The organism is Herbidospora yilanensis (assembly GCF_001570565.1).
GTDB classification, from domain to species: Bacteria; Actinomycetota; Actinomycetes; order Streptosporangiales; family Streptosporangiaceae; genus Herbidospora; species Herbidospora yilanensis.
In genome coordinates, this window is sequence record NZ_BBXE01000024.1 from 55264 (window position 1) to 78030 (window position 22767).

General features: G+C 66.3%; 22 protein-coding genes. 4 read left to right on the top strand and 18 right to left on the bottom strand.

What is annotated here, in order from left to right; translation table 11 throughout:
• The 9 genes from AW273_RS18695 to AW273_RS18735 form a co-directional block, all read right to left on the bottom strand.
• Nucleotides 1-528, bottom strand: coding sequence for a nucleoside/nucleotide kinase family protein (locus tag AW273_RS18695; protein ID WP_062349618.1), 528 nt, complete (start codon nucleotides 526-528; stop codon nucleotides 1-3).
• The gene (locus AW273_RS18700) at nucleotides 525-920 is read right to left on the bottom strand and encodes a PPOX class F420-dependent oxidoreductase (protein ID WP_062349619.1); all 396 of its coding nucleotides are present in this window, start codon (nucleotides 918-920) and stop codon (nucleotides 525-527) included. Before AW273_RS18700 ends, AW273_RS18695 begins: the two co-directional genes overlap by 4 nt.
• On the bottom strand, nucleotides 917-1765 hold the full coding sequence (locus AW273_RS18705) for a sulfurtransferase (protein WP_062349620.1): 849 nt from the start codon (nucleotides 1763-1765) through the stop codon (nucleotides 917-919). The genes AW273_RS18700 and AW273_RS18705 overlap by 4 nt, the downstream gene beginning before the upstream one ends.
• Nucleotides 1762-2673, bottom strand: a complete 912-nt coding sequence (locus AW273_RS18710; RefSeq protein WP_062349621.1) for an ABC transporter substrate-binding protein — start codon at nucleotides 2671-2673, stop codon at nucleotides 1762-1764. The genes AW273_RS18705 and AW273_RS18710 overlap by 4 nt, the downstream gene beginning before the upstream one ends.
• Nucleotides 2670-3437: an ABC transporter ATP-binding protein gene (locus AW273_RS18715; RefSeq protein WP_062349622.1), complete on the bottom strand. Its 768-nt coding sequence runs from the start codon at nucleotides 3435-3437 to the stop codon at nucleotides 2670-2672. Before AW273_RS18715 ends, AW273_RS18710 begins: the two co-directional genes overlap by 4 nt.
• On the bottom strand, nucleotides 3415-4173 hold the full coding sequence (locus AW273_RS18720) for an ABC transporter permease (RefSeq protein WP_062349623.1): 759 nt from the start codon (nucleotides 4171-4173) through the stop codon (nucleotides 3415-3417). Before AW273_RS18720 ends, AW273_RS18715 begins: the two co-directional genes overlap by 23 nt.
• Entirely contained in the window at nucleotides 4166-5188 is a 1023-nt protein-coding gene (locus tag AW273_RS18725; RefSeq protein ID WP_062349624.1) for an ABC transporter substrate-binding protein, read from the bottom strand. Before AW273_RS18725 ends, AW273_RS18720 begins: the two co-directional genes overlap by 8 nt.
• Before the next feature lie 144 nt (nucleotides 5189-5332).
• Nucleotides 5333-6307, bottom strand: a complete 975-nt coding sequence (locus AW273_RS18730; RefSeq protein ID WP_062349625.1) for a glutathione S-transferase C-terminal domain-containing protein — start codon at nucleotides 6305-6307, stop codon at nucleotides 5333-5335.
• A 372-nt stretch (nucleotides 6308-6679) separates the two neighbouring features.
• Nucleotides 6680-7333 carry a restriction endonuclease gene (locus tag AW273_RS18735; RefSeq protein ID WP_062349626.1) on the bottom strand — a complete coding sequence of 218 codons (654 nt, stop codon included), beginning with the start codon at nucleotides 7331-7333 and terminating at the stop codon, nucleotides 6680-6682.
• Between the two features lie 492 nt (nucleotides 7334-7825).
• Between AW273_RS18735 and AW273_RS18740 the strand changes: the two genes are divergently transcribed.
• Nucleotides 7826-8839 carry an MDR family NADP-dependent oxidoreductase gene (locus tag AW273_RS18740; RefSeq protein WP_062349627.1) on the top strand — a complete coding sequence of 338 codons (1014 nt, stop codon included), beginning with the start codon at nucleotides 7826-7828 and terminating at the stop codon, nucleotides 8837-8839.
• An 8-nt stretch (nucleotides 8840-8847) separates the two neighbouring features.
• Nucleotides 8848-9225 (top strand): MerR family transcriptional regulator, encoded by a 378-nt coding sequence (locus AW273_RS18745; RefSeq protein WP_062349628.1) that lies wholly within the window; start codon nucleotides 8848-8850, stop codon nucleotides 9223-9225.
• A 233-nt stretch (nucleotides 9226-9458) separates the two neighbouring features.
• Here the strand turns inward: AW273_RS18745 and AW273_RS18750 are convergent, their stop codons facing one another.
• Nucleotides 9459-10211: an SDR family NAD(P)-dependent oxidoreductase gene (locus AW273_RS18750; RefSeq protein WP_062349629.1), complete on the bottom strand. Its 753-nt coding sequence runs from the start codon at nucleotides 10209-10211 to the stop codon at nucleotides 9459-9461.
• 141 nt (nucleotides 10212-10352) lie between these two features.
• Here AW273_RS18750 and AW273_RS18755 point away from each other — a divergent pair, with 141 nt between their 5' ends.
• A complete protein-coding gene (locus tag AW273_RS18755) occupies nucleotides 10353-11282 on the top strand; it encodes an AraC family transcriptional regulator (RefSeq protein WP_198168227.1) in 930 nt (309 codons plus the stop codon).
• A gap of 76 nt (nucleotides 11283-11358) precedes the next feature.
• Here the strand turns inward: AW273_RS18755 and AW273_RS18760 are convergent, their stop codons facing one another.
• From AW273_RS18760 to AW273_RS18775, 3 genes are all read right to left on the bottom strand, one after another.
• Nucleotides 11359-11580, bottom strand: a complete 222-nt coding sequence (locus AW273_RS18760; RefSeq protein WP_062349631.1) for a hypothetical protein — start codon at nucleotides 11578-11580, stop codon at nucleotides 11359-11361.
• Between the two features lie 770 nt (nucleotides 11581-12350).
• Nucleotides 12351-13094 (bottom strand): aminoglycoside 3'-phosphotransferase, encoded by a 744-nt coding sequence (locus AW273_RS18770; RefSeq protein ID WP_232327491.1) that lies wholly within the window; start codon nucleotides 13092-13094, stop codon nucleotides 12351-12353.
• A gap of 183 nt (nucleotides 13095-13277) precedes the next feature.
• A complete protein-coding gene (locus tag AW273_RS18775; protein WP_062349634.1) occupies nucleotides 13278-13871 on the bottom strand; it encodes a TetR/AcrR family transcriptional regulator in 594 nt (197 codons plus the stop codon).
• Between the two features lie 102 nt (nucleotides 13872-13973).
• Between AW273_RS18775 and AW273_RS18780 the strand changes: the two genes are divergently transcribed.
• Nucleotides 13974-14675, top strand: coding sequence for an NAD(P)-dependent oxidoreductase (locus AW273_RS18780; RefSeq protein ID WP_198168228.1), 702 nt, complete (start codon nucleotides 13974-13976; stop codon nucleotides 14673-14675).
• Nucleotides 14676-14709: 34 nt separating this feature from the next.
• Here AW273_RS18780 and AW273_RS18785 read toward each other — a convergent pair whose 3' ends face one another.
• The 5 genes from AW273_RS18785 to AW273_RS18800 all read right to left on the bottom strand — a co-directional run bounded on the left by AW273_RS18785 (nucleotide 14710) and on the right by AW273_RS18800 (nucleotide 22619).
• Nucleotides 14710-15345, bottom strand: a complete 636-nt coding sequence (locus AW273_RS18785; protein WP_062349635.1) for a DsbA family oxidoreductase — start codon at nucleotides 15343-15345, stop codon at nucleotides 14710-14712.
• Nucleotides 15346-15393: 48 nt separating this feature from the next.
• On the bottom strand, nucleotides 15394-15756 hold the full coding sequence (locus tag AW273_RS18790; protein WP_062349783.1) for an antibiotic biosynthesis monooxygenase family protein: 363 nt from the start codon (nucleotides 15754-15756) through the stop codon (nucleotides 15394-15396).
• A gap of 535 nt (nucleotides 15757-16291) precedes the next feature.
• Complete coding sequence (locus AW273_RS18795) at nucleotides 16292-17467, bottom strand: macrolide family glycosyltransferase (RefSeq protein ID WP_062349636.1); 1176 nt, start codon at nucleotides 17465-17467, stop codon at nucleotides 16292-16294.
• Between the two features lie 1099 nt (nucleotides 17468-18566).
• Entirely contained in the window at nucleotides 18567-19505 is a 939-nt protein-coding gene (locus AW273_RS37295; protein WP_198168229.1) for an HNH endonuclease, read from the bottom strand.
• 174 nt (nucleotides 19506-19679) lie between these two features.
• Nucleotides 19680-22619: a DEAD/DEAH box helicase gene (locus tag AW273_RS18800; protein WP_232327492.1), complete on the bottom strand. Its 2940-nt coding sequence runs from the start codon at nucleotides 22617-22619 to the stop codon at nucleotides 19680-19682.
• Between the last annotated feature and the right edge of the window lie 148 nt (nucleotides 22620-22767).

The following is a 22767-nucleotide window of genomic DNA, read 5'->3' on the forward strand; positions in this document are numbered from 1 at the left end:
TCAATCCGTGCTGATCGTCAGGTCCGCGCGGGCGCGGACGTCGTCGAGCGCGTAGTAGCGCTCCTCCTGGTCGGCCCAGCGTTCCCAGTGGGGGATGTAGGTGTCGCCGTCCCTGGCCAAGGCGCGTGACCTGCGGGTTTCGTCGGGTGCCTCCATCCAGACCAAGCCGCTCAGGTACGGCTGCGCCGCCCGGGCCCCCGCGCCGACGCCCTCGACCACGAGTTCGCCGGTTCCGGGCACGTCGCGCCATTCGGCGTACTCGCCCCGGTGCCAGTCCCAGCGCCGCCAGCGGGCGGCCGAGCCCTCGGCCAGCGGGCGCAGCACCCACGTGACCAGCGCCTCGATGCCGGCCGTCAGACCGTCCCAGCCGGGGTAGAGGTCGTCCATCCGGATCACCGGCGGGCCCAGCGCGGCGGCGAGGGTGGACTTGCCGGAGCCGGAGCGTCCCTCCACGGCCAGCACGCGGGTGCGCCCGGCTCGGGCGGGACGCCCCCGCAGCCAGGTGGTGATCTCGGCGGGATTCGTCATGCCTGGAAACGAACCCGGTCGGGGGTGATGCGGACGACGACGCGGTCGCGTTCCTCGGCCGGGTCGCCGACAGAATGGTCGCGGCCGGTGTAACTCCTGGCCAGGCGGTCGATGAGGGCGCGGGCGTCCTCATCGGTGATCTTCGCGGTGCCGCGGATCTCCACATACCTGGTCGGCCTGGCCCGGTCGTACACCAGGACGGTGGCGTTCGGGTCGCGCTCCAGGTTGCGGACCTTGCGGCGGCCCCGCTTGGTCGCCATCACCAGGTCGTCGCCGTCGCGGCCGACCCACATGACCGACAGCTGGGCCCGGCCGTCCGGCTCGGCGGTGGCCAGCACGGCGAACTCGGGGGTGTCGAGGAGGGCGCGCACCTCGTCGGGCAGCGTGGTCATCGGGCGGCTCCGATCGCCAGGGGCAGCGCCGGATCGGCGGCCCACTCCTCCAGGGAGCCGTCGTAGATCGCGACGTCGTCACGGCCCTGGCGGATCAGGACGAGCGCGAGCGCGGCGGCGGAGACGCCCCCGCCGCAGTAGATCCACACCGGGCCGTCGGCCAGCCCCGAGGTCGCGGCACGCAGCTCGCCCACGTCGAGGTAGCGGCCGTCGTGGTCGGTCAGGGCGCGGGCGGGCACGTTGACGCTGCCGGGGATGTGGCCACGCCGGGCATACCGGGTCGGGGTCTCGCCCCGGAACACCTCCGGGGCCAGCGCGCACACCACCGTGGCTTCCGCCGCACCGTCCAACCAGGAGACCAGGTCGTCCCTGCCGACCCAGAGGCCGTCCCGGGGGCGGGGGGTCAGCGTGCCGGGGACGGTGGTCACCGGGCCCGACTCGGTGGGCAGCCCGGCCGCGGCCCAGGCCGCGAGCCCGCCGTCCAGGACGTACGCCTCGACGCCGATCCAGCGCAGCAGCCACCACAACCGTGCCGCCCACAGGCCGCCCGCCCGGTCGTAGACCACGACGGTGGCGCCGTCGACGACGCCGAGCCGCCCGAGCCGCCCGGCCAGCACGCCGGGCTCCGGGCGGGTGAAGTGCTGGGGTGGCGCCGGATCGCTGAGGTCGTCCAGCAGGTCGGCGTGCACCGAGCCGGGGATGTGCTCGCGCGCCCAGCCGTACCGGCCGGAGGAGGAGCGGTGGTCCCCGTCGTGCCGGGGCGCGGGCAGCACCACGGTGGCGTCGAGCACGACCGCCTCCGGCCGTGCGGCCAGCCAGGCCGCGTCGACGAGCGGCCCGCTCACGGCGCGACTCCGAGGAGATCCGTCCGTACGGCCCCCGTCCAGCCGTCGGCCGAGGCGAGGATGCCGTTGTCCGCCAGCCAGGCCGCGTAGGGCGCCATGAGGTCGGTGCGGATCTCGCCCCACCGGCCCTGATGCGTCCAGGTGGGGGCGATGAGCTCCAGCGACCGGGCCAGCAGCCGCGTCGGGAAGTAGGGGATCACCCGGTCCAGCACCGCCAGCGTGGCGGCCGGGTCGTCGGCGGCGGCGCGGTAGCCGCGCTCGGTCACGTCCAGGAAGTCCATGATCAGGTCGGGTTCGTCGCGCAACGTCGGCTCCACACCCAGGAGGTAGCTGTGGTAGGGCGGGGCGCCGATCTCGTCCACCGGCCACATCACCCGGCGCTCCGGGGGCAGGTCGCCCATCAGCGCGTCCCACGCCCAGTAGCCGCCGAAGGTCGCGTCGGCCTGCCCGGCGGCGATGTCGTCGACGCTCAGCTCGCGGGAGCCGCTGTCCACGAGGACCAGCGTGTCGGGGTCGCCGCCGTCGGCGGCCACGAGATGGCGCACCATGGCCACGCCGCGCGGGGTCGGGTTGAGCGCCAGCCGCCGGCCCGCCAGGTCGCGGGGGCGCTCGATGCCCAGGCCGGTGACGGTCTGGATGGTCTCCATGGCGCGGTGGTTGATCGCGGCGACGGCCTGGAGCTCCTCTCCGGCGGCGTGCCGGACCAGGAGGCGGTTGGTGGGGAAGACGCCGAACTGCGCCTCGCCACGCCGCAGGTGGGCGAGGGTGTCGCCGCGCAGCGGGTCGTGTACGGCGATCTCGACGTCGAACCCGGCCTCGCGGTACCAGCCGGCGTGGCTGGCGACGTAGAAACCGGCGGCGTTGGTCCAGGGGTGGAAGTACTCCAGCATCACCCGTAGATGGGTCATATCGCATGCCTTGCGTCGTTTTTGAGCAGATGGGTCAGCCGTCGCCGGAGCCTGACGAACTCGGGTTCGTCGACCAGCTCGTCGGGACGGGGCCGGGGGAAGGGCACCTCGACCCGCTCCAGCACCCGGGCGGGGCGGGCGGTGAGCACGTACACGGTCGAGGACAACAGCAGCGCCTCCTCGACGTTGTGCGTGATGAACAGGATGGAGCGCCGGTTCTCCTCCCAGATGTCCAGCAGCCAGCGGTGCATGTCGGTGCGCAGGATCGCGTCCAGCGCGCTGAACGGCTCGTCCAGCAGCAGCACCTCGTGGTCGCTGAGCAGCGCGCGCAGGAACGAGGCTCGTTGCTGCATGCCGCCGGAGAGGGTGTGCGGGTAGGCGTCGGCGAAGCCGTCGAGCCCGGCCCTGGCCAGCCAGCGCCTGGCCAGTTCGCGCGAGGCCCGGCGGGGTTCCCCGGCGATCTCCCGGGCCAGCACGATGTTGTCCTCGACGGTCCGCCAGGGCAGCAGCGCGGGCTGCTGCGGCATGTAGCCGATCAGGCCGCGCCGCCCGACGGCGTCGTGGCCGTCGATGGTGACGGTGCCCCGGTCGGGCGTCAGCAGGCCGCCGACGATGTGGAACAGGGTGCTCTTGCCGCCGCCGGACGGGCCGACGATCGACACGAACTCCCCCTTCCCCACCCGGAGGGAGACGTCCTCGACGACGTGCAGCGACCCGAACGACTTGGCCACCCCGCCGATCTCAAGTGCGCTTGGGTCGGCCACGGACCAGGATCCTTTCCAGCAGCGCCACCGCGCCGAAGACCAGCAGGCTGATCAGCACGACGATCGCGATCGAGACGAACATCCGGTCGGCCCGGAAGGCCGACTTCTGGATGATCATGTAGCGGCCGATCCCCTGGTCGCTGCCGAGCCACTCGGAGATGATCGCGCCGAACACGCTGTACGTCGCCGCGATCTTGAGCCCGGAGAACACCGAGGGAAGGGCGTTGGGGAACTCCAGTTTGGTGAAGAGCTGCCGCCGGTCCGCCCCGCTCATCCGCAGGTAGTTCGTGGTCACCGGATCGGTCCTGGACAGCCCGTCCAGAGTGGCCACCGCGACGGGGAAGAAACACACCAGCACGATGACGATGATCTTCGGCAGAATCCCGAAGCCGAGCCAGACCACCAGCAGCGGCGCCAGTGCGATCGTCGGGATGTTCTGGCTGACCACGAGCAGCGGATAGACCGCCGCCCGCAGCACCGGCACGACGTGCAGCACCACCGCCACCAGCAGCCCGGTGCCCACGCCCGCCGTGAACCCGATCAGCGTGAGCCGCACGGTCGCCACGGTGTGCCGGGCCAGCGAGGCGTGGTCGGCCACGCCCGCCGCCACGATGTCGGCCGGGCTGGGCAGCAACCACCTGTCCACGCCCGACAGCACCGTGAAGACCTGCCAGGCGGCCAGAACCAGGACGACCGCGACGAGAGGCGGGACCCAGCGGCGGGCCCGGTCAGCCATTGGGCAGGAAGTCGTTCGTGAACGCCTTCGCCGGGTCCACCTCGACGGTCAGCACCTTCTGGTCGAACAGCCACTTCGAGAAGTCCGCCCAGATCCGCGGGTTCTGCCGGCCCCACCGGGGCGCCTCGTCCTTGTAGCGGGGGCTGAGCCATTCCTGGCTCTTCTTCACCAGTTCGGCGTCCAGGTCGGGGGCGGCCTCCAGCAGGATGTCGGCCGACTCGGCGGCGTTGGCGGCGGCGAAGTCGTAGCCCTCGGAGGTGGCGGCCAGGAAGTCCCTGACGAGCTGGGGGTCCTTGGCGATCCGGGTCTCGTTGCTGATCAGAATGGGCGTGTAGAAGTCCAGGGCCTTGTCGTAGTCCTTGACGTACTGGATGCTGACCGGCTCGCCGCGCAGTTCGGCCTGGATGCCGGTCCAGGCGTAGAAGATCCAGACGAGGTCGATGCCCTTCTTGGTGGCGGCGAAGAAGTCGGCGTCCCCCACGTTGACCGTCTTGATCGAGTCGGGGTCGCCTCCGTCGGCCTTGACGATCGTCTTGAGCAGCGGCTCCTCGATCGGCCCGCCGAAGGAGCCGTAGGTCTTCCCCGCGTAGTCGGCCGGCCGGCTCAGCGGCCGGTCCTTGGGCGAGGCGAACCCGGAGGTGTTGTGCTGGATGATCGCGGCGATCGAGATCAGCGGAGCACCCTGGGACCGCGCCTGCGTCAGCGCCTCCTGGTATCCGATCGCGAACGGGATCTTGTCCGCCGCCACCAGCGCGGCGGGATCGGCGTCGCCCGGCTGGATGATCTCGACGTCGAGCCCGTGCCTGGCGTAGAACCCCTTGGCTTTGGCCACGTAGAGGCCGGTGTGGTTGGTGTTGGGCGTCCAGTCGAGGGACACCTGGATCTTGCGGAGCGGCGCGGCGGAGGAACCGGAGGAGGAGGCGGTCGGCTCGCCGGACTCACCCCCGCAGGAGACCAGCCCGGCGACGAGGAGGGTTGCGGTGGTGAGCGTCGCGAGGGCGCGGAGCGGGTTCATCGGGGGTCTCCCTGGCCAAACTGGTATTTCATGTAGGAATTACAGGAAAACCTACCATTGTGTGCCAGAGCCCAGGTCAGGGGGGTACCTCTGTCGTGACGCCCCTGCGAGCCGCCGTGGCGGCGGCCCGCAGGGTGACGGTGTCTACTCGACGGCCGCCGGAGTCGGGCCGAGCTCCCAGTCGGCCAGGTGAGGCTCGACGACGATGCGGTTCACGCCGTCGTCCGGGTGCTCGATCGGGCCGGCCGGCTGGAACGCGGCGAAGTCGGTCGTCTCGCGGAAGGCCGGGATCCGGTAGAGGTCACGGGCGTAACGCCACAGGTTCGGATAGTCGGGCAGACGGCGCTCGCTGACGCCGTTGCGGGGATTGGTCAGCAGGTCGAAGCGGACCAGCGCCACGAAGAGCTGCACGTCGGAGGCGGTGACGTCGTCGCCGAACAGGTAACGCCGATCGGCCAGGCGGGCGTCGAACCGGTCGAGCGCCGCGATCACACCGGCCCGCCGCTCCTCGTACTCCTCCTGGGTCGCGGCCCGCCCCACCCCGTGGGCGGCGAGGCTGAAGTCGCGCGCGATCTCCTCGTCGAAGGCGATGATCTCGGCCCGCGACGCCTCGGGGTAGAGGTCGAGCCCGGCCTCGGCGTGCGCGGCGAACTGGGTGCCGAGATCGATGGGGATCTCCGGGTAGTCGTTGCTGACGACCGTGCCGGTCTGCCGGTCCCACAGCGTCGGGACCGAGATGTGGCCGGGGTAACCGGCCTCGGTCGCCTCGTAGGCCTCCGCCAGGAAGCTGAACCCGTTGACGGGATCGGGCCCGCGGTTCTCCCGGAACGCCCAGCCCCGGGAGTCGCGGGCGTCGTCGACGTAGGACAGCGACACCACGTCCCGCAACCCGGACAGGTCCCGGATGATCGCGACCCGCTGAGCCCACGGGCAGATGTAGGCGAGATAGAGGTGGTAGCGGCCGGGCTCGGCGAGGTAACCGCTGGACCCATCGGCCGTGATCCGGTTCTGGAAGGGATAGATGGGCCGGTCGGTGACGCGGTCGAGCCGGCCCGGACCGTAGGGACCGAAGGTGGCGATGTCGACGGGACCGGCGTAGGCGGGCGAGTACGTGGTCATGGAATCCCCTCGGAACGGCTATTTAGGTAAAACCTACCAAATATGTCGGCTTTTAGGCATTGGGTCGCGGAGGGTTACCCGCTCGAACAGGAAGACTCGCCGCCGCTTCCGCCCGGTGAGAGTCGCGCACGTGAGCAGGGTGCGCTTGAGCCGCTTCCGCGTGTGGAGAGTGGAGAGCTTCCGACTGGCGGTGGCGGTCTCCGTGAACAGGGTGGGCCTGCGCCGTTCTCCCCTGTCGTGGGTCGGGGACTCGGCCGGGCGGGAGCCGTCCACACGAACAGGGTGGGCCTGAGCTCTTCCCGCTGGCGAAGAGCCGAGGACGCTGGGCCGACAAACGTACAGTCACTCAATGTCGGTTTCGTGACCGGCGTTCTATGCGAATTCCCCCTCGCTGAACGGCCGACGTGGCGGAGCGGGAAGCAACGACCTGCCACCCAGTAACCAGTCAGCCAGTTCGTCTCGCTCCACGATGATCAGCGGCTGCCGGGCCGACGCCGCCTCCGCCTTCGCCTGGCGGGTCAGCGTGCCCGAGGTGACCAGGATGCCGGTATGCCCGGAGAAAGCGTTGGCCAGCGCTCCAAGGAGATTACGCACCTCCGGTGCACCCACAGTGCCCCGATACCGCTTGCACTGGACGGCGTACCGGCCATGTCCGAACGCGTTCGCGGTGATGTCCACTCCGCCGTCGCCGGTGCCGCCGCGCTGGGTGACCTGACGGAACCCGTCGGTGCGCAGCCGCTCGGCGATCAGGCGCTCGAACTGCGGACCGGTGAGCCGGTCGACCCGCTCCAGTTCCGTGTTCGCGGCCAGAAATCGCCGCCGGTCGGCCTCGATCATGCGATGCCGCAGGTAGAGCCCGCCGGCCGTCACCGCCAGCAGTGCGACTCCGATGGCGATGGCCCACTGCGGATAAGTCGTGACGAACCACCAGAGCACGGCCACGACGCTCGCGACGACCACCGCGCCCAGAATCCAGAGCTCCTCGCCGCGGCCTTTCTTCTTCCGCCCGTTTCTCCGCCTCGCCACGGAACCCCCTTCAGACCGATGCCCTTGAGGGTGAGTCTGGACTCTGCCACCGACAAAACGCGACCGCCGCGAGACTCCCGTTTATTGGTCAGCGACAAGTCACCATAAGAGTGGACGTGTGCTCATTCGCGGGCATCGAGCTATTCGGGCCAGTGGCGGCAGACATGTTTTATCTGACCCTCCATGAGTATCTCGACCAGCACGCCAAAGACGGGCACAACCGGCCTTGGATCTCCTGGCCCCTGTTCGCGAGCCGCTCGAATTCTTGGTGGCCCTCAGCGTCATCGTGTAGACCCCTTCCGGCGTTCCGGCCACGATCACCTGCTGCCGATCAGGAGGTCAGCCGACATGGCCTGAATTGCTTTCCATGCCAGTCAGGCCCACGTACCCCACCGCCTCTGCGGCGTCGTCATCGTTCTTGCCCTTGACGTATAGGTCAGGGGTTACCCTCGCGCAGCCATCCCCCCGATCGACCCACGCGAGGAAGCTGCCATGCCCGATATATCCCGTGAAATCCGTTTGGCCACACTCCCCTCCGGATTGCCCCAGCCACACAACTTCGCCGTAGTAGAAACCCCCGTACCGATCCCAGCCCCCGGCCAGATCCTCGTCAGAAACCGCTTCTTCCACGTCTTCGCCGCCATGCGCACGCTGATAGGCGGAAGCGTCGCGGGAGCGCCCTTCCCCGGCCTCAACCCAGGCGACACCCTGTTCGGCGCCGCGATAGGCGAGGTCGTCACCGCCGACGGAGACACCGGGCCACGCCCCGGCGAGCTCGTCTCACACTGGCTGGGCTGGCGTGAGCACGCCGTGGTCCCCGTCACCCAGTGCTCCCGGCTGGGCCAAGTGCTCCCCGACCCCGTCGCGCACCTAGCCCAGGGCCGGACCGCCTACGGAGCGCTGACACGTGGCGCCGAGGTGCGCCCGGGAGACACCGTCTACGTCTCCGGCGGCGCGGGCTCGGTGGGTTCGATGGCCGGTCAGATCGCCCGGCTGCTCGGCGCCGGCCGAGTGATCGGCAGCACCGGGTCGCCGGAGAAGGCCGGGCGGATGCGCGCCGAACTCGGCTACGACGAGGTCCTGATCCGCGGGACGGACCCCATCGCCGACCAACTGGCCAAGGCCGCGCCGGACGGCGTCGACGTGTTCTTCGACAACGTCGGCGGCGAGGAACTGCGGGCGGCCGTCGCCGCGGCCAGGAAGGGGGCGCGTTTCGTCCTGGTCGGTGCGCTTTCCGGGCAACTCGCCGAGGAGGGCGACGGCACCGCCGCCCCGGTGGAACTGGACTCCTTCCAGCTTCTCGTCAGGCAGGTCACGCTGCGCGGCTACAGTGCGTCGGGGGATTCCGAAGTGCAGGGGGAGTGGCTCGACCGGTTCGCCGAGTGGTCCCGGTCGGGCCTGATCACCTTCCCGTACGTACGCGTCGAAGGCATCGAGAACGCGCCGGCGGCGTTGTACGACACGATCACCGGACTCCACCTCGGGACGGTCGTGGTGGCACTCTAGGAGGACCGATGCGGATCGGCGACGCGGCGGCGGCGGCCGGGACCACCCCCCGGGCGCTGCGGTTCTACGAGCAGAGCGGTCTGCTGTCCCCGCCCCGCCGAACGGCGGCCGGCCAGCGCGAATACGACCGGCGGGACATCGCCCGCGTCCGTGTCATCAGGGAACTGCTCTCGCTCGGGCTGACCGTGGCCGACCTGCGTCACTGCGCCGACCGGCTGGACCTGCTCGAAGGGGACGCGCTGCCCCCGTACGGAGAACCGGGTGTGTGCGCCCACCCCGACGGCATCGCGCGACGCCGGATCGCCGCCCTCGACGAGGAGATCACCCGACTGGCCCGGCTCCGCGACGGTCTGGCGGCGCGGATCGGGAACGACGTACGCGAGTGATCTTCGGGAGAAGCTGGACATGCGGATCGGTGTCGTCCTTCCCCAGACGGAGAGGCCTGCCGGCTCCGTTCCCGTGCGGTCGCATGTACCCCAGGCTGGTTGATCCCGCTCACCGGACCCGATTCACCGCGATCCCGTCAGCGCTGTGACCTTCATGGGTACCTCGTCGGACGCTGCTTGTGCCATACATCGAACCTGGACGCATCAGATGCCACCCACCGGGTGGCGCCTGCTCAGATCTGGTTCGCGCCCCCGTCAACGTAGAAGTTCGCGCCGACGACGTAGCTGCTCTGTTCCGAGGCCAGGAAGGCCACGACTGCGGCGGCTTCCTCAGGCTGACCCATGCGGCCCCTTGCCACGGTCGCGGCGACATTCTCCTTGACGGCCCGGGCGGTCTCCTCGTCACCGAAGATGGCGGTGCCCCCGGGAGTCTCGATCCATGCCGGCGAGACCACGTTGACCCGGATGCCGCGGCCCTTGAGCTCGTTGGACCACGTCCGCGCGAAGGACCGGACGGCCGCCTTGGACGCCGCGTACGCGCCGAACGCCTCTACTCCACGGTCGCCGGCCGTCGAACCGATCAGGATGATCGAGGCTCCGTCGCTGAGCAGAGGCAACGCCTTCCGCACGGTGAACAGCGTGCCTCGGACGTTGACCGCGAAGGTCTGGTCGAAATGCTCCTCGGTGGTCTGCTCCAGCGTCACGAAGGCACCGACCGCCGCGTTCGCCACAAGCACGTCCAGACCCTTGCCCCGCGCCCGGACCGCGGCGTAGAGCCGGTCCAGGTCCTCCGGCTTCGAGATGTCACCGACGACCGCGGTGGCCCGGTCTGCTCCAATGGTCTTGACGGCGGCCTCCAGCTCGGTCGCGCGTCGTCCGGTGACGAACACGTGCGCGCCCTCGTCGGCCAGCCGTACGGCGGTGGCCAGACCGATCCCGCTGCTTCCTCCCGTGACCACCGCCGTCTTGCCTTCGAGCTGTCCCATGGGTGGCTCCATCACTTTCTCTGTACCGATCCGTTCGACATCGATACTGCACGAGCAATTGAGTACGCTCCATCATGTGCCGTCCGCAATTCTTTACCTATCGTCCAGGAGGAGGGTTCGGTGCTCGGATATCGGGATCCAGTGGCTGACGCGATCGGCTTGCTCAGGCCCCGCACGGTGGTCGGGCCCAGCCTCCGGGCCGCAGGAGAATGGGCACTGCGCTTCGACACGTTCTTGCACGTGCGGGTCGGGGGCCTCGTGCGCGGCACGTGCTGGTTGATCCTCGAAGGGTGCGAGCCGGTGCTCCTCCAGGAGGGTGACACCTTCATGCTGGGCAACCCGCCGCCTTACGTGCTGGCCAGCACGCTTGACGCAAGCCCGCGCCCTGCGGAGCCAGTGTGGGCAGGCGCCGAAGACGGGTTCGTGCGGATCGGCCCGGAGTCGGAGGAGGACTTCTACCTCTGCGTCGGGCACATCAGTTTCGACGACAGGAACGCGGCCCTCCTGACCGATCTTCTGCCGCCGCTCGTGATCGTCCCCGTGGCCGACCCTCATGGCAGGCGGCTCTCGCAGGTGATCGATCTCCTGGCCACGGAGGTCGGAACCGCCGCCGCCGGCGGCCCGCTGGTACAGAACCACCTCGCACAGATCCTGCTCGTGCACATGCTGCGTGCTTACGCCGGTCAGAATGACCGCCCCACCGGCTGGTTGGGCGCCCTGAACGACGACGGCATAGGTGCCGCCCTGCGTGCCGTGCACGCGGACGTGGCCCACTCCTGGAGCCTCAAGGAACTCGCCGAGATCAGCCGCATGTCGCGTTCCGCGTTCGCCCAGGCCTTCAAGACCCACGTCGGGGTCCCGCCGTTGGAGTACCTGATCCAGTGGCGTATGAGCCTCGCGCGCGACGCCCTCGCCCGCGACACTCTGTCGATCTCCGAGCTCGCACGGGCCACGGGCTACCTGTCCGAAAGCGCGTTCAGCACCGCGTTCCGCCGCGTGGTCGGCTCATCGCCCGCACAGTTCAGGAATCAGGAGCGCCGGCCACCGCGCTCGGCCGCGAACGGAAACTAAGGGCGCGTCCTGTGTTCAGCCAGGCCGCTCACACTGGCGACGAAAGCACCACCACTACCAGCGACGCGGACACGCGTCAGCCGGAGCCGGACGAACCGTGGGCGGCGGCGATCTCGATGTTGTGCAAACCGTCCGCGCACGCCAGCACGATCTTCGACCGCACCGCCAGGACCTGCGACGACTTCGCCCGCCGCGCCCAGCGTTGGCGAGGAACTTCAACGGCGTGAAGGTGGCCGACGAGCTGGTAGTGCACGATCTGCGTGACCAGCATCGCCAGCGACGGAACGATGACGACCACGAGCGCCTTCCATCAGCTCATGCGCAGGTGCGCGCCGAACGGCCGGGAGCTGTCGACGGCCGGCCGGAAACGCCCCTGCGTCAAAGACCTTGTCGCGTCTCGGGGATCGGCGGAGCCTGGTGCATCCACGGGAAAGGTCCTCTCATCGTCGAATCGCTTGCTGCGTCCACGAGCGAACACCATGCCCTGTGGGCACACTCAAGTCGTCCCGGCGAACAGCCCAGGTCGCTTCACTGTCACCAGAGGCAAGATGTCCGGTGACCTGGGCCTGAGCGGTGGTGAGATCCCGATGCCGGGCCACGGTGATCGTCGCCAGGCTGATCCCGGTAAGGACGAGGGCATCCCCGCCGGGGCCGCGATGGGATTCCGGCCAGGTTGCCCGGTGCCACGAGCTCGCCGGTCCCGTCCCAGGCGATCTGTCCCGCTCGCCACCACGACGTGGTGGTAGCGGAACCAGACGCACAATCAGTCACGGCACCCCGGGTTAACTCAAACGCTTGTACCTGGTCGCACGAGTCTTACCGCCACCCCGATCGAGGTCCGTCGGGCAACTTCAGGCCAGGCACGGTCGGCGTCGGCCTCACCCTTCAACTCAGCCATGGCAGTGTGCTCGCCGAACTCCGCCGCCAGAGCCCGCACCGCGACCGGGTGGGCGGTGTCGACAGTGCCAATCGTGGCCAGGAACGCCTCGGCGGCCGGGCCAAGACCCGGCCTTTCGGTACGCGAGCCGAGCGGCCGCACCGCCGTCCTCGACCGGACGTGGAAGGCGGTCAACCCCACGTGAGCGGGTCGAGGCTCAGGTAGAACCCGATCCGCTCCGGGTCGGGGTCGACGCCGAAGAGCCCCTCCCGGGGCAGGTCGGGGTTGATCTCGGCGGCCGTGGTGAAGAGCAGCGCGAGGTCGGCGTGCGGGTCGGCCCGGCCCAGCCGGCCCAGGTCGATGAAGCCCTCGACCGTCAGGGTCTCCGGGTCGACGACGATGTTCGGCAGGGTCAGGTCGCCGTGGCAGACGACCGTCAGGGCCACCTCCTGTTCCCGGCGCCGGTCCAGCTGGGGCCTCAGGCGGGCCAGGAGCTCTTCCGGCGGGGTTCCGACCTGTTCTTCGGGCAGGAAGTCGGGATTGACGGCGCCGCGCGCCACGACGTCCTCGGCGCGTCCGACCATCCAGGCGAGGTCGCGGGAGAAGGGGCAGCCGGGGAGGGCGTGGAGACGGCGTACCGCCGCGGCGATTTCGGTCCAGGCCTTTTCCAGCTCGGCGGCGGAGAGCCGGTCGGCGGGGACGCCCTCGACGGCCGAGGTCACCAGGCGGGCGTGGTCGCCGTCGGACTGGAAGTCGAGCACCCGCTGGCCCGGCAGGTGGCCGGTCAGCCACGCGACGCGGTCGCGCTCGGCGGTCAGCTCGGCGACGGGGCCGTCCTTGACGTAGCGGGTGCCGTCGGCGGAACGGAACACCCGGGCGCCCGATTCGCCATGGTTGACGGGCACCCAGAGGCCGGGCAGATCGGGAAATTTCACCAAGCGTTCCTTTCGGTGCGCCGGGCTTCCGTGGCCGCGGCGCATGTTCAGTGCATGGTTCACTGACGATCGAGAAGGCACCGGAGTTGATCACCGCGATCACCCGCCGGTGGGGCGGAGAGCCTGATCTGATCTGGACTTCTGAGGGAGAGCCTCGTAGTGATCGGCAGCTCGCCGGATTCCTTACTCGGCCACGGACGGAACGACTTCGTATGAGCCGACCAGGCGGGCCAACTGTCGGCCTGCCGCCTCCAGGGGTTCTTCGCTGCGTTTGACCTGGGCTGACACTTCGGCGCCTTCCAGGGTGCTGATGATCGTGGTAGCGAGGTCCCGTGCGTCTTCGGTGCGAAAGCCTGAGCGCAGCAGCTTGTCGTACATCAATCCCTCCCAGCTGCGTAGCGCTGCCGCACACACCTGCTGGATCTCCGAGTCGGTGCCCAGCGTTTCCAGCGCGGCCGCGGTGACCGGGCAGCCGTCGATCCAGCCGGACTCGCGCAATGAGTCGGCGAGTTGCCGTGCACAGGCTTCCACGGCGGCGCCAGGGTCCTGCTCGCTGTTAAGCGCCTCGCGGAGGATGGCCGCGAACTCCTGATCGCTGTACTTGATGGCGGCGACCGCGACGGCCTCCTTTCCGTCGGGGAAGAAGTGATAGACCGAGCCCAACGTGGCCTGCGCCTCCTTGGCGATCTGCTTGATGCCCGTACCGACATACCCCTGGCGCTGCAGGAGACGCGAGGCGGCGATGACGATCCGATCTCGTGTGCTGGTCTGGCCCATACGCCCAGCTTAGTAGTTAGAACGTTCGTTTTAGGAGTGTGTTACGGTCTATCGGCGCTTCAGATAGAGCGTTCGTTTTAGCCCTTGAGCACGTCCCCCACCGTGGAGGAGGCGCTGGCGGCCAACGACCTGGTGATCCTGAGCCTGACCGACTACGAGGCCGTGCACGCCGTGCTGGAACCGGCATCGCACGCCCTTCCGGGCCGTGTGCTGGTCAACCTCAGCTCCGACACCCCCGACAAGACTCGCGCGGGTGCCCGGTGGATCACCGAGCATGGCGGGGTGCACCTCACCGGTGGTGTCACCGTGCCACCTTCAGGCATCGGACGGCCTGAGTCATCCACCTTCTACAGCGGCCCCCGTGAGCCTTTCGAGGCGCACCGGTCCACTCTAGAAGTCCTGACCAGCACCGACTATCGGGGCGAGGACCCTGGGCTGGCCGCGCTTTTCTACCAGATCGGCATGGTCATGTTCTGGACGTCCATGCTCAGTTACGGGCAAGCCGACGCCAACGGTCTTACCGCGGCCGACATCTTGCCGCACGCCACCGAGACCATGGCGACGATGCCGAACTTCTTGGCCTTCTACGCGGCCCGCATCGACGCCGACGAGCACGGCGGGGACGTGGACCGCCTGGCCATGGGCATGGCCAGCGTCGAGCACGTCCTGCACACCAACGCCGACGCGGGCGTCGACACCATGCTGCCGTCCGTCGTCGTCGACCTGTTCCGGCGCGGGATGGACGCGGGACATGCGGTCGACAGCTTCTCCAGCCTGGTGAGACTGATGAAGAAAGCGGGATAGCGGCTCGGCGCGATTGGCGTGATCGGATCGTCTGTCAGCCTGGCCGCTCAGACTTGATCAGAACGCGCAGGAGCCCTTGCAGATCGGCGACGGGCTGGACTCCGGAGACCGGCGGGCGGCCGTCGATCACGAGGCTGGGCACGCCGGTGACACCGTGCTCCGCCGCTCGGCGCCGGTCGGCGCGTACCTCGTCGGCGTAGTCGTCGCCGTCCAGGACAGTGCGCACCTCACCCGTGTCCAGCCCGGCCTCGCCGCCCAGGCGCAGCAGGACCTGTGCGTCGGCCACGTTGAGGCCGGCGGTGTGGTACGCGTGCAGCAGCAGCTCCATCATCTGATCGGCCCGGCGGCGATCGGCGGCGAGCTTGACCAGCCGGTGCGCGTCGAAGGTGTTCACCGGGCGGGCCAGATGCAGGTTCAGCTCCAGCCCTTCCGCCGCGCCCAGCGACCGAATCCGGGCGATGCGGGCGGGCGCCTGCTCGCCCCGCCAACCGGCCATGGCCTCCGCGGCGGTCGGCCCGGGCGTCCGGCCCTCGTCCGGCGCGAGCTCGTAGGCGCGCCAGACGATCTCGATGGTGTCGCGGCCGGCCTGCTTGGCCAATGCGGCCGTCAGGCGCCTCTTGCCGATGTAGGACCAGGGGCACAGCACATCGGCGTATATCTCGAGCTTCATGAATGTCCCGTAGGTCGGTTCACCCGGCGGCGTGCAGGGATCGGACGATCAGGCATCGAGGCGCTGCGGCCCGGGGCCGACCTCACGGACGACGGTGTAGGTGGGCACCCCGGTCATGCGGGGTTCGGCCGTACCGGACAACTCCTCCAGCGCCTTGCCGATGGCGGCCATCCGGCCATCGGTGTCGGAGGTCTCCACGAAATGGCGATAGTCCGCCTCGCTCGCCCAGTGCACGATGTTGTACACGCGACTGCCGTCCGTGCTCACATGGAGACGAGCCGAGCGATAGCCGGGGTAGAAACGCACCCATCGCTCCTGGATCTCCGCGAACGCCTCCACCAGCTCACGTTGGGTGTCAACGCCATCGACGGTGTAGTCGATGATCGAATAGAAACCGGCATCGGTGCTCATGAACACCTTCCTCAAGGTCGGATGAGGGGCGACGGCCCCGGCCGCCATCGTGCAACCTCAACCGCACTTGAGGTCAAGCGCCCGGGCGAAGGCACGACCGGGACGGAACTCCAATGGTTGTTTTGAGCCGCCCATCCCGCTCGCCGCGCCCGCCCGCACAGCGCCCGAAAAACGAAGGTCCAGCACGCCGATCTGATTCATTCGATGACTGGATGACTTCATTGAACGCCCATCGGTGCGGGCATCCTCATTCGCGTTTCCCCACCGCAGAGGAAAAGTCGGCGCCATCACGGCATCCGCAGCGGCTTTGCTGCCTTTCCTCCACTTCGCAAGTCGGATGACACGTGAGTACCTGATCGACCAGCCGGCAGCGATTCTCGCCGTGTCGCCATGTCGTCAACGAACAACTCCACGGTCGGCTGTGCTGCGTGATACGAAGCCTCGGGGCCGAACCGGGGAAGCTTCCCAGCACCACCAATCAAGGTGTCGCGCTCGGGCCCTGTCGGCGTTCGAGCAGGCCACGTAGAAGTGACGATCACCCGGGGAGCAGCCCCTCCACGATGTCGGCCGCCTTGGTGGTGCCGCCGCCGGCGCGCAGTTCCGTCTTGATCGCGGCCATCCGGGCGGCGACCGCGTCGTCAGAGGTGAGGTCGAGCAGCGCCTGCCGCAGCCGCTCCGGGGTGGCCTCCTCGGTCGGGATGTGCACCCCCACGCCGAGTTCCACGAGCCGGTCGGCGTTCTGGAACTGGTCGGCTGCCTGAGGCACCGCGATCATCGGGACGCCGTGGTAAAGCCCCTCCATCGTGCCGCCCATCCCGGCGTGGGTGACGAACGCCGACGCCTGGGACAGGATCGCCAGCTGGGGCACCCACGGGTGCACCTCGACGTCGGCCGGGATGTCGCCGAGCACCGCAGGGTCGACCTTGGCCCCGATCTGCAGCACGACATGCCAGCCGATCCCGGAGAAGGCCTCGACGCAGTTCCGGTAGAACGTGGGCCGGTCGGTGAAGGCCGAGCCGAGGGATACCAGGACCACCGGCTTGTCGCCCGGAGAGGCCCAGGTCCCCTGGTGGGCACGGTCGGTGAAGGTCGGCCCGACGAAGGTGATCGTCGGGGACACCCGGTCGGCGTTGGGCTGGAGCACCTTCGGGATGAGCGCGATGCAACGTTCGGGGCGGCTGGTGAAGTCCTGGTACGGGATGTCGATGCCGTTCCCGGCTAGCCAGGCGGTGAAGTCGGCGTAGTAGTCGTCGCCCCCGGGCACCGAGCGCACCAGTTCCTCGACCCCGGCGGCGACCTCCTCGGCCCAGCCTTCCCAGCCGACATAGGTCGGCGAGAGCTGGATGACCGGGATGCCCCACATGCGGGCCAGCGCGTGGCCGGCGTAGCCGCCGATGTCGTACAGGACCAGATCGGGCCGGTCGTCGGCGTAGAGCTTCTCCATCTGCGGCAGGACGTGGACGGCCTCGTCGAAGAAGCTCTTGAAGGCCATCAGGAGGTCGTCGTCCGCGTAGGGCCAGGGTTTGCCCGGCGCCGGGAAGACCGAGTCGTGGAGCAGCGGTTCCGCCCCGGCGGTGGTGATCGCGTCCACGAAATGGGACGTCGTCGGGAACGTCACCCGGTGGCCACGCTTGACGAGTTCGGCGAGGAGGGCCAGCGACGGGTTGACATGGCCATGCGCGGGCACGGCGAACATGGCGATATGAGCCATTCGGGGTGATCTCCTGATGAAGTGCGAGGACTCGGACAGAGGGCCTGGGGCACTCGCCTGGAACTACCGGCCGACCGGACTGGTGATCATGCGCTCCACCCAACCACTCGCCGGTACTGAACGCGATCGAATTCGAAGGCTCGGTTCCCCTGGTTCGGCCGAGCCCATCTGGATGCGTAGCACGGATCGGAGCCTTGCGGTCAGGTCGCCGACGGCAGGGTGATCGGGACGTTGCGCACGTCGCCTCGCCCCCGTGGGCTTCGACGGTGCCGCGGACGATCGCCGGCCTCGAGTTCAGGCGCGTGATGCGACATCGGGCGTGGATGAAGCAGCCTCCGCTCTGGAGTGAGGCAAGGCGATCACCGAGTCTCGGAGGGCTATGGGTGATGTCTTTCACTGGTCTCTCGGGAGGAGGCTGGCAGTCCGTCACCGAGGCCGAGTTTGATCACGAGCAGTTCGCCATCTATGTGGGGCGGGCCGAACGCGTCGGGGAAGACAGTAAGAACGGTCTCGCCATTCGGCGAGAATTGCGCAGGCCGTCTCGATCTTGAGCGAACGAGTGGCTAGAGGGCGGTCGGTTGGTTAGCCAGGCGAAGCCGTAACGGAAGAGAGGCTTTGACGAGCGAAGCGAGAGGCAGTCCGAGCGAAGCGAGGCCCTTCCAGGGAGCACGAGGGGCGGAGCCCTTCGCAAGGAGCGCAGCGACCCAGAGCGAAGCGATGCCGGGACGCGTTAGCGGACCAGGGGGAGCGTGAGGGGGCGAAGCCCCCTGACAGCGGGGGGTTCGGGGGGTCGTCCCCCCGTATAAAACGAAGAAGACCCGCGGAGCGGCCAAAGCCGCGACCGCAGGTCGCCCGTCTTCGAGAGTGGACGATACAGGGATTGAACCTGTGACCTCTTCCGTGTCAGGGAATTTTCATGGGTAGATCCAGGTCGTGATGAGTCGATTTGTGAGCATCTCACCTGTGAAAACGGCCTGAGGAGGTCGTAGTGGGACTGGGGGAGCCGGAACACATTGGCTCCCCCAGTTGGCTCCCATGGCTGTGGAGAACTTGGCGCTCTGAACAGCTAGCTGACGTGCTCGTACTGACCCCGCCTAGCTCACTCTGCCGGCCCGTCCAAGAAGTACGTAGGCCACTGTGGCCAGGGCATCTCTTTGCCTTGAAGGCTCACCTGCAGTTGATCATTAGCATCCCGGCATCGCCCGAAGGCGTCGGCGAGTTGCTCGCAGTTCAGCGGCCGGAAGATACCTGGCAGGAATACGGACAGCTCGCCGAAGATGACCGCGACACAACGCAGCTCGTCAGGATGCTCGACTAGTAGTATTCGGCGTTCAGCCGTTGCATCACTTGAGCTGCGCAACATGTATGTCGGGATAATCTTGGCATCGGGTTGCCTGAGTTGATCTCTAAACGGCTCCATCACCTCGCGGAGGATGTAGCTCCATCCCAGCGCAGTGAATGCTGCGAGGTAGGCGGCTCGGATCCAGGACAGGCGGGCGCGAGCCTCATCGAAGCGCGTATGTACGGTGAAAGAGATAGGCGGGTTCGGATGGCCGCTGTCGACGTAGGCGTTAAGCGCCTGCAGATGGGCAGCTTGAACTCTCGGGTCATTCTGTCGCGGAACGCCAAAAAGCTGGAGACCGTCTACTGTCCACTGGGCTGTGCCTCGTAGCGGAATGCCATCAACATGAAAGGTGGCAGGAAGTACGCGACCATTCGCCGTTCCGCGCATGAATTCCTCCGCGTCCAACCTATTGGCAGCATGAGCGTCAAAGCTGGATCCGGAAATGCTGTTGCATTGGGTGCAGGTCAGTAGCATGCTCCGCCCGCCGAGTGCTTTCGGTGGCACATGCTCTTCTGTCAGGACTCCAGCGATCACCGCAGCCCGGTTGTAGGCCATAAGACAGCTGGGACAGGCATAGAATTCCTCGTTCGCGGGGAGTACGTCACCCATGCCCAGGCGACCTGCGACGACGCGAAACATCGGTGCGCCCTCGTCGAACCACCGCAACCGCTTGACCAGCGCCCTTTGGTTCACAGGTCCCATCATCCCGAGGGCATTCTACGTCGTCAAACGGATTGAAGGCCGACATAGCTTGCCTGCGGGCTCAAATGATCTCAATTCAACATGTCACGAGGGGCGCGCCGACTGTTTTCGAAACAACACCCCGAGATGGCCGTCCGCTGCATATCCCCAAATCCGGGGGTGTTGTCACTCATAAACTTCACTAAAGGGAAGAGATATCCTCACGGTAGGAGGGTCGGACCAGGGAATCATCTCGATGGTAATCTCAAGCCCGGTCTCAATAATGGCTGACAGGTCAACTTGATCTGCAGCTGCGACGGTAACGATAAATTCGTCTCCTCCATAAAGTGCCAGAGGTGCAGGATACTCTTCGCCAAGCTTAGGCTTAAATTCAAGCTCCCCATCCCAGAACGGCAGATCCCTGTAGGCTGTGGGCATTGCTACATCGACATTGCCGGTCTCCAATAGAGTTCGGAGCAGACTCCGACGTCGAAGGCGAGTGAACTCAAGGAGATCGAGCACCTCGGATGCAGTTGCGCTATAACGCGTACGCCACTCGGTTATTCCGATACTCGCTAGCCAGTCTCGCAGCGACTCCCGGGCCGCCTCTACTTCAATGGGTAGGTCCGAGGCAATGTAATTGGCGAGTCGACGTGAGCGAATTCCCGAAGTCATAAGAATAAGTGCAGCCGGGCTTTGAACGCCATAACGGATATGCCCGCCGAGTTCGGGACAGAGGCGATGATCGACCTCCGCCTCCTCTAGTCGAATATTTACGAGTTCGACTAGGGCGCTTAATGTCCATGACAGGTAATGCTCGAAATGGTCCGTCACGGCATCGACCATTTGCTCGATCCGCCACTCTGGCTGCTTTGCGGATCGTAGATGCTTCTCTGCCAGGCTGGGAAGAGACGCTCCACTTACCCAGTCCCTGAGTACCTCAACTGCCTGCACTACGATGGGCTCGCCTCTCGATGTAACTCGAAAACGCCATTGCGGGGCCTCAGGAAGGTCCAGCAATGTGGCTATTGAATCTTCGAGAAGTTGCAGAGCTCCAAGAGGTGTCGATATATTCCAGAGGTCCCCTGACCAAATATCGCGGAATATGCCTTGAGCAAGTTGGGTAGCTATGCGGTCTATGATCTGGGCAGAGGGAATCGATGTGCCTGTTCGTGGCCATCGACGGCGTCCTTCAATTGGAGAACGCAAGTAAACACGCTGAACTGCATCGGCTACGCTAAGACAGAGGGAGCGTGATTGATTTGACTGTGCAGCTGCTAGAGTTAGATCAACTATCTCATGCATGTTCAAAGATCCCGGATCTTCCCCTGAGCCTTCTTTTATCGAAAGCATTAACCAGACGTAGCTTATAAAGCTGCTGGTAATCGTGTCGGCCTGCTGAAGAAGAGAGTCGTCCGAGAGGCGGAGACTCTGTTCTAGTGAGGCGAACGCTTCAAGCGCGCTCTCGGTTGCTAAAGAAGACGTGACAGCCAGTTTATCGGGATCTGGTGCAAGATCTGAGAAATCCGCCTCGGAAGGTTCAGCGGCGCGTACAAGAACAATCCAGCCCTCAGTTTCCTTTCCTGCACGCCCCGCTCTTCCCATCGCATTGATCAGCCTCGCGCCACGTAACTGAGCGTCAGTATGTTGTCCCTCGTAACCTTGGTCATAGATCACGACTGTGCGGACCGGCAAATTAATGCCTTCAGTGAGCGTGGATGTGCATGTCAAATAGGGCAATACATCTTCGCGAAGCGCATCTTCCAACGCCTCCTGTACCTCTACGGGGAGTCCAGCATGGTGGAATCCAACGCCACGCTTCAATGTCTCAATGAGAGGATGTGCGTCACCGATCTGAAGGCGAACAAAGTCCACAAGTGGACCCATCGCCGGATTCTCCTCAAATTCTCTTGCTAGGGCCCGAGCAAGTTGTTGTGCTTGATCACGAGTTCGTGTCACTAAAAGTGCGGAGCCGGCATGCCCTAGCCGAGCGATCATTTGACTAGCAATCACATATTGTTTCGTAGAGCGCACGCTATCCTTTTCGGCTACTCCGCCCTCAGGCTGGTCAGCCTTACGGACAAGAGTCCAGCCCGTGGAGCCCCGCGTAGTCAGTCGCGCCGTCTTGCCATCGGCCAAACGAAGCCGAATCAATCCCGTAAGTGGTGTGGATCGCCGATAAGGCCATTTCTTTCCTCTGGGCACACGCTCCCAACGTGTTAATGGCCATTCTGCCGACGTGGTGAACGCCGCATGCAGACGTCGGGGCCCTCGCCACTCGGATTGATATAGAAGCGCAGATCCTTCAGGATTCAGCCATGTCGCAATAGAAGAGGCATTTCCCATCGCTGCTGAGATCAGGATGATTCTATGCTCTGAATCACGACTAAGATCGCTGAGGAGAGCAATTACCGCCTCTAAAGTAAAGCCTCGCTTCGATTCTTTGAGCAACTGGGACTCGTCAAATATGAAAAGGCCAAAGCGGTCCATCACCTCATTAGGGTTATGCCGAAGAAGGTGGAAAAGCCGCTCTGGAGTCATCACTTCAACGTCGGCAGGCTCATCTTCTTGGAGAAGATCGAAAATGTCAGAAAATAGGGGAAATTCCGTTTGATCGGAGCCGGCTTCCTTCTGAAGAAGATGAACGCGAACAGCCATAGATCGCCGAACCTCACGACACAAGCTTCGAGTCGGTGCGACGTAGCATACGCTCATATCGGTACGCGCAAGGTGTTCAATGGCGATCATCTGGGCAAGAAGTGTTTTTCCTCCACTCGTAGGTACGGATAGAACCATTCGTTTCACTAATGGATCAAAAGGCGATGGGGTACTTCTCAAGAGTTCCCGCTGCGGCTCCCACAGCACCAACACTGGCGGGCTACCCATGGTAAAAGCTTGACGAACGAATTTAGGGATAGTGGGAGGCAGAATTTCTGGGCTCCATGGTGAGCCTGCCTCGGCTTCATCTGCAAGAGCCAGCAGGTGGGAAGCTACCCAACGCGTGTTCACTTCTTCTGGTCCGGCGTCGCCGACGGCTACCATTCTCAAGCGCGAACGCGCTCGCTCTAGACGGGCCCGGTTTCCATATGAAAGAAACGCGAGGAGATCGTCAGCGCCCAGAATCAAGATATGAACGGCACCAAAAGCCGTAGATACCAGATCAGGAAGTTCCGACGCTTCGGCGAGTTGGGCGAGTTGCCGCCTCCAGGTGCGGAGCCATCTCAATGCCCGCCGGGGCTCGAACCCCAATACGGCAATGCCGGCCTCCAGTGGG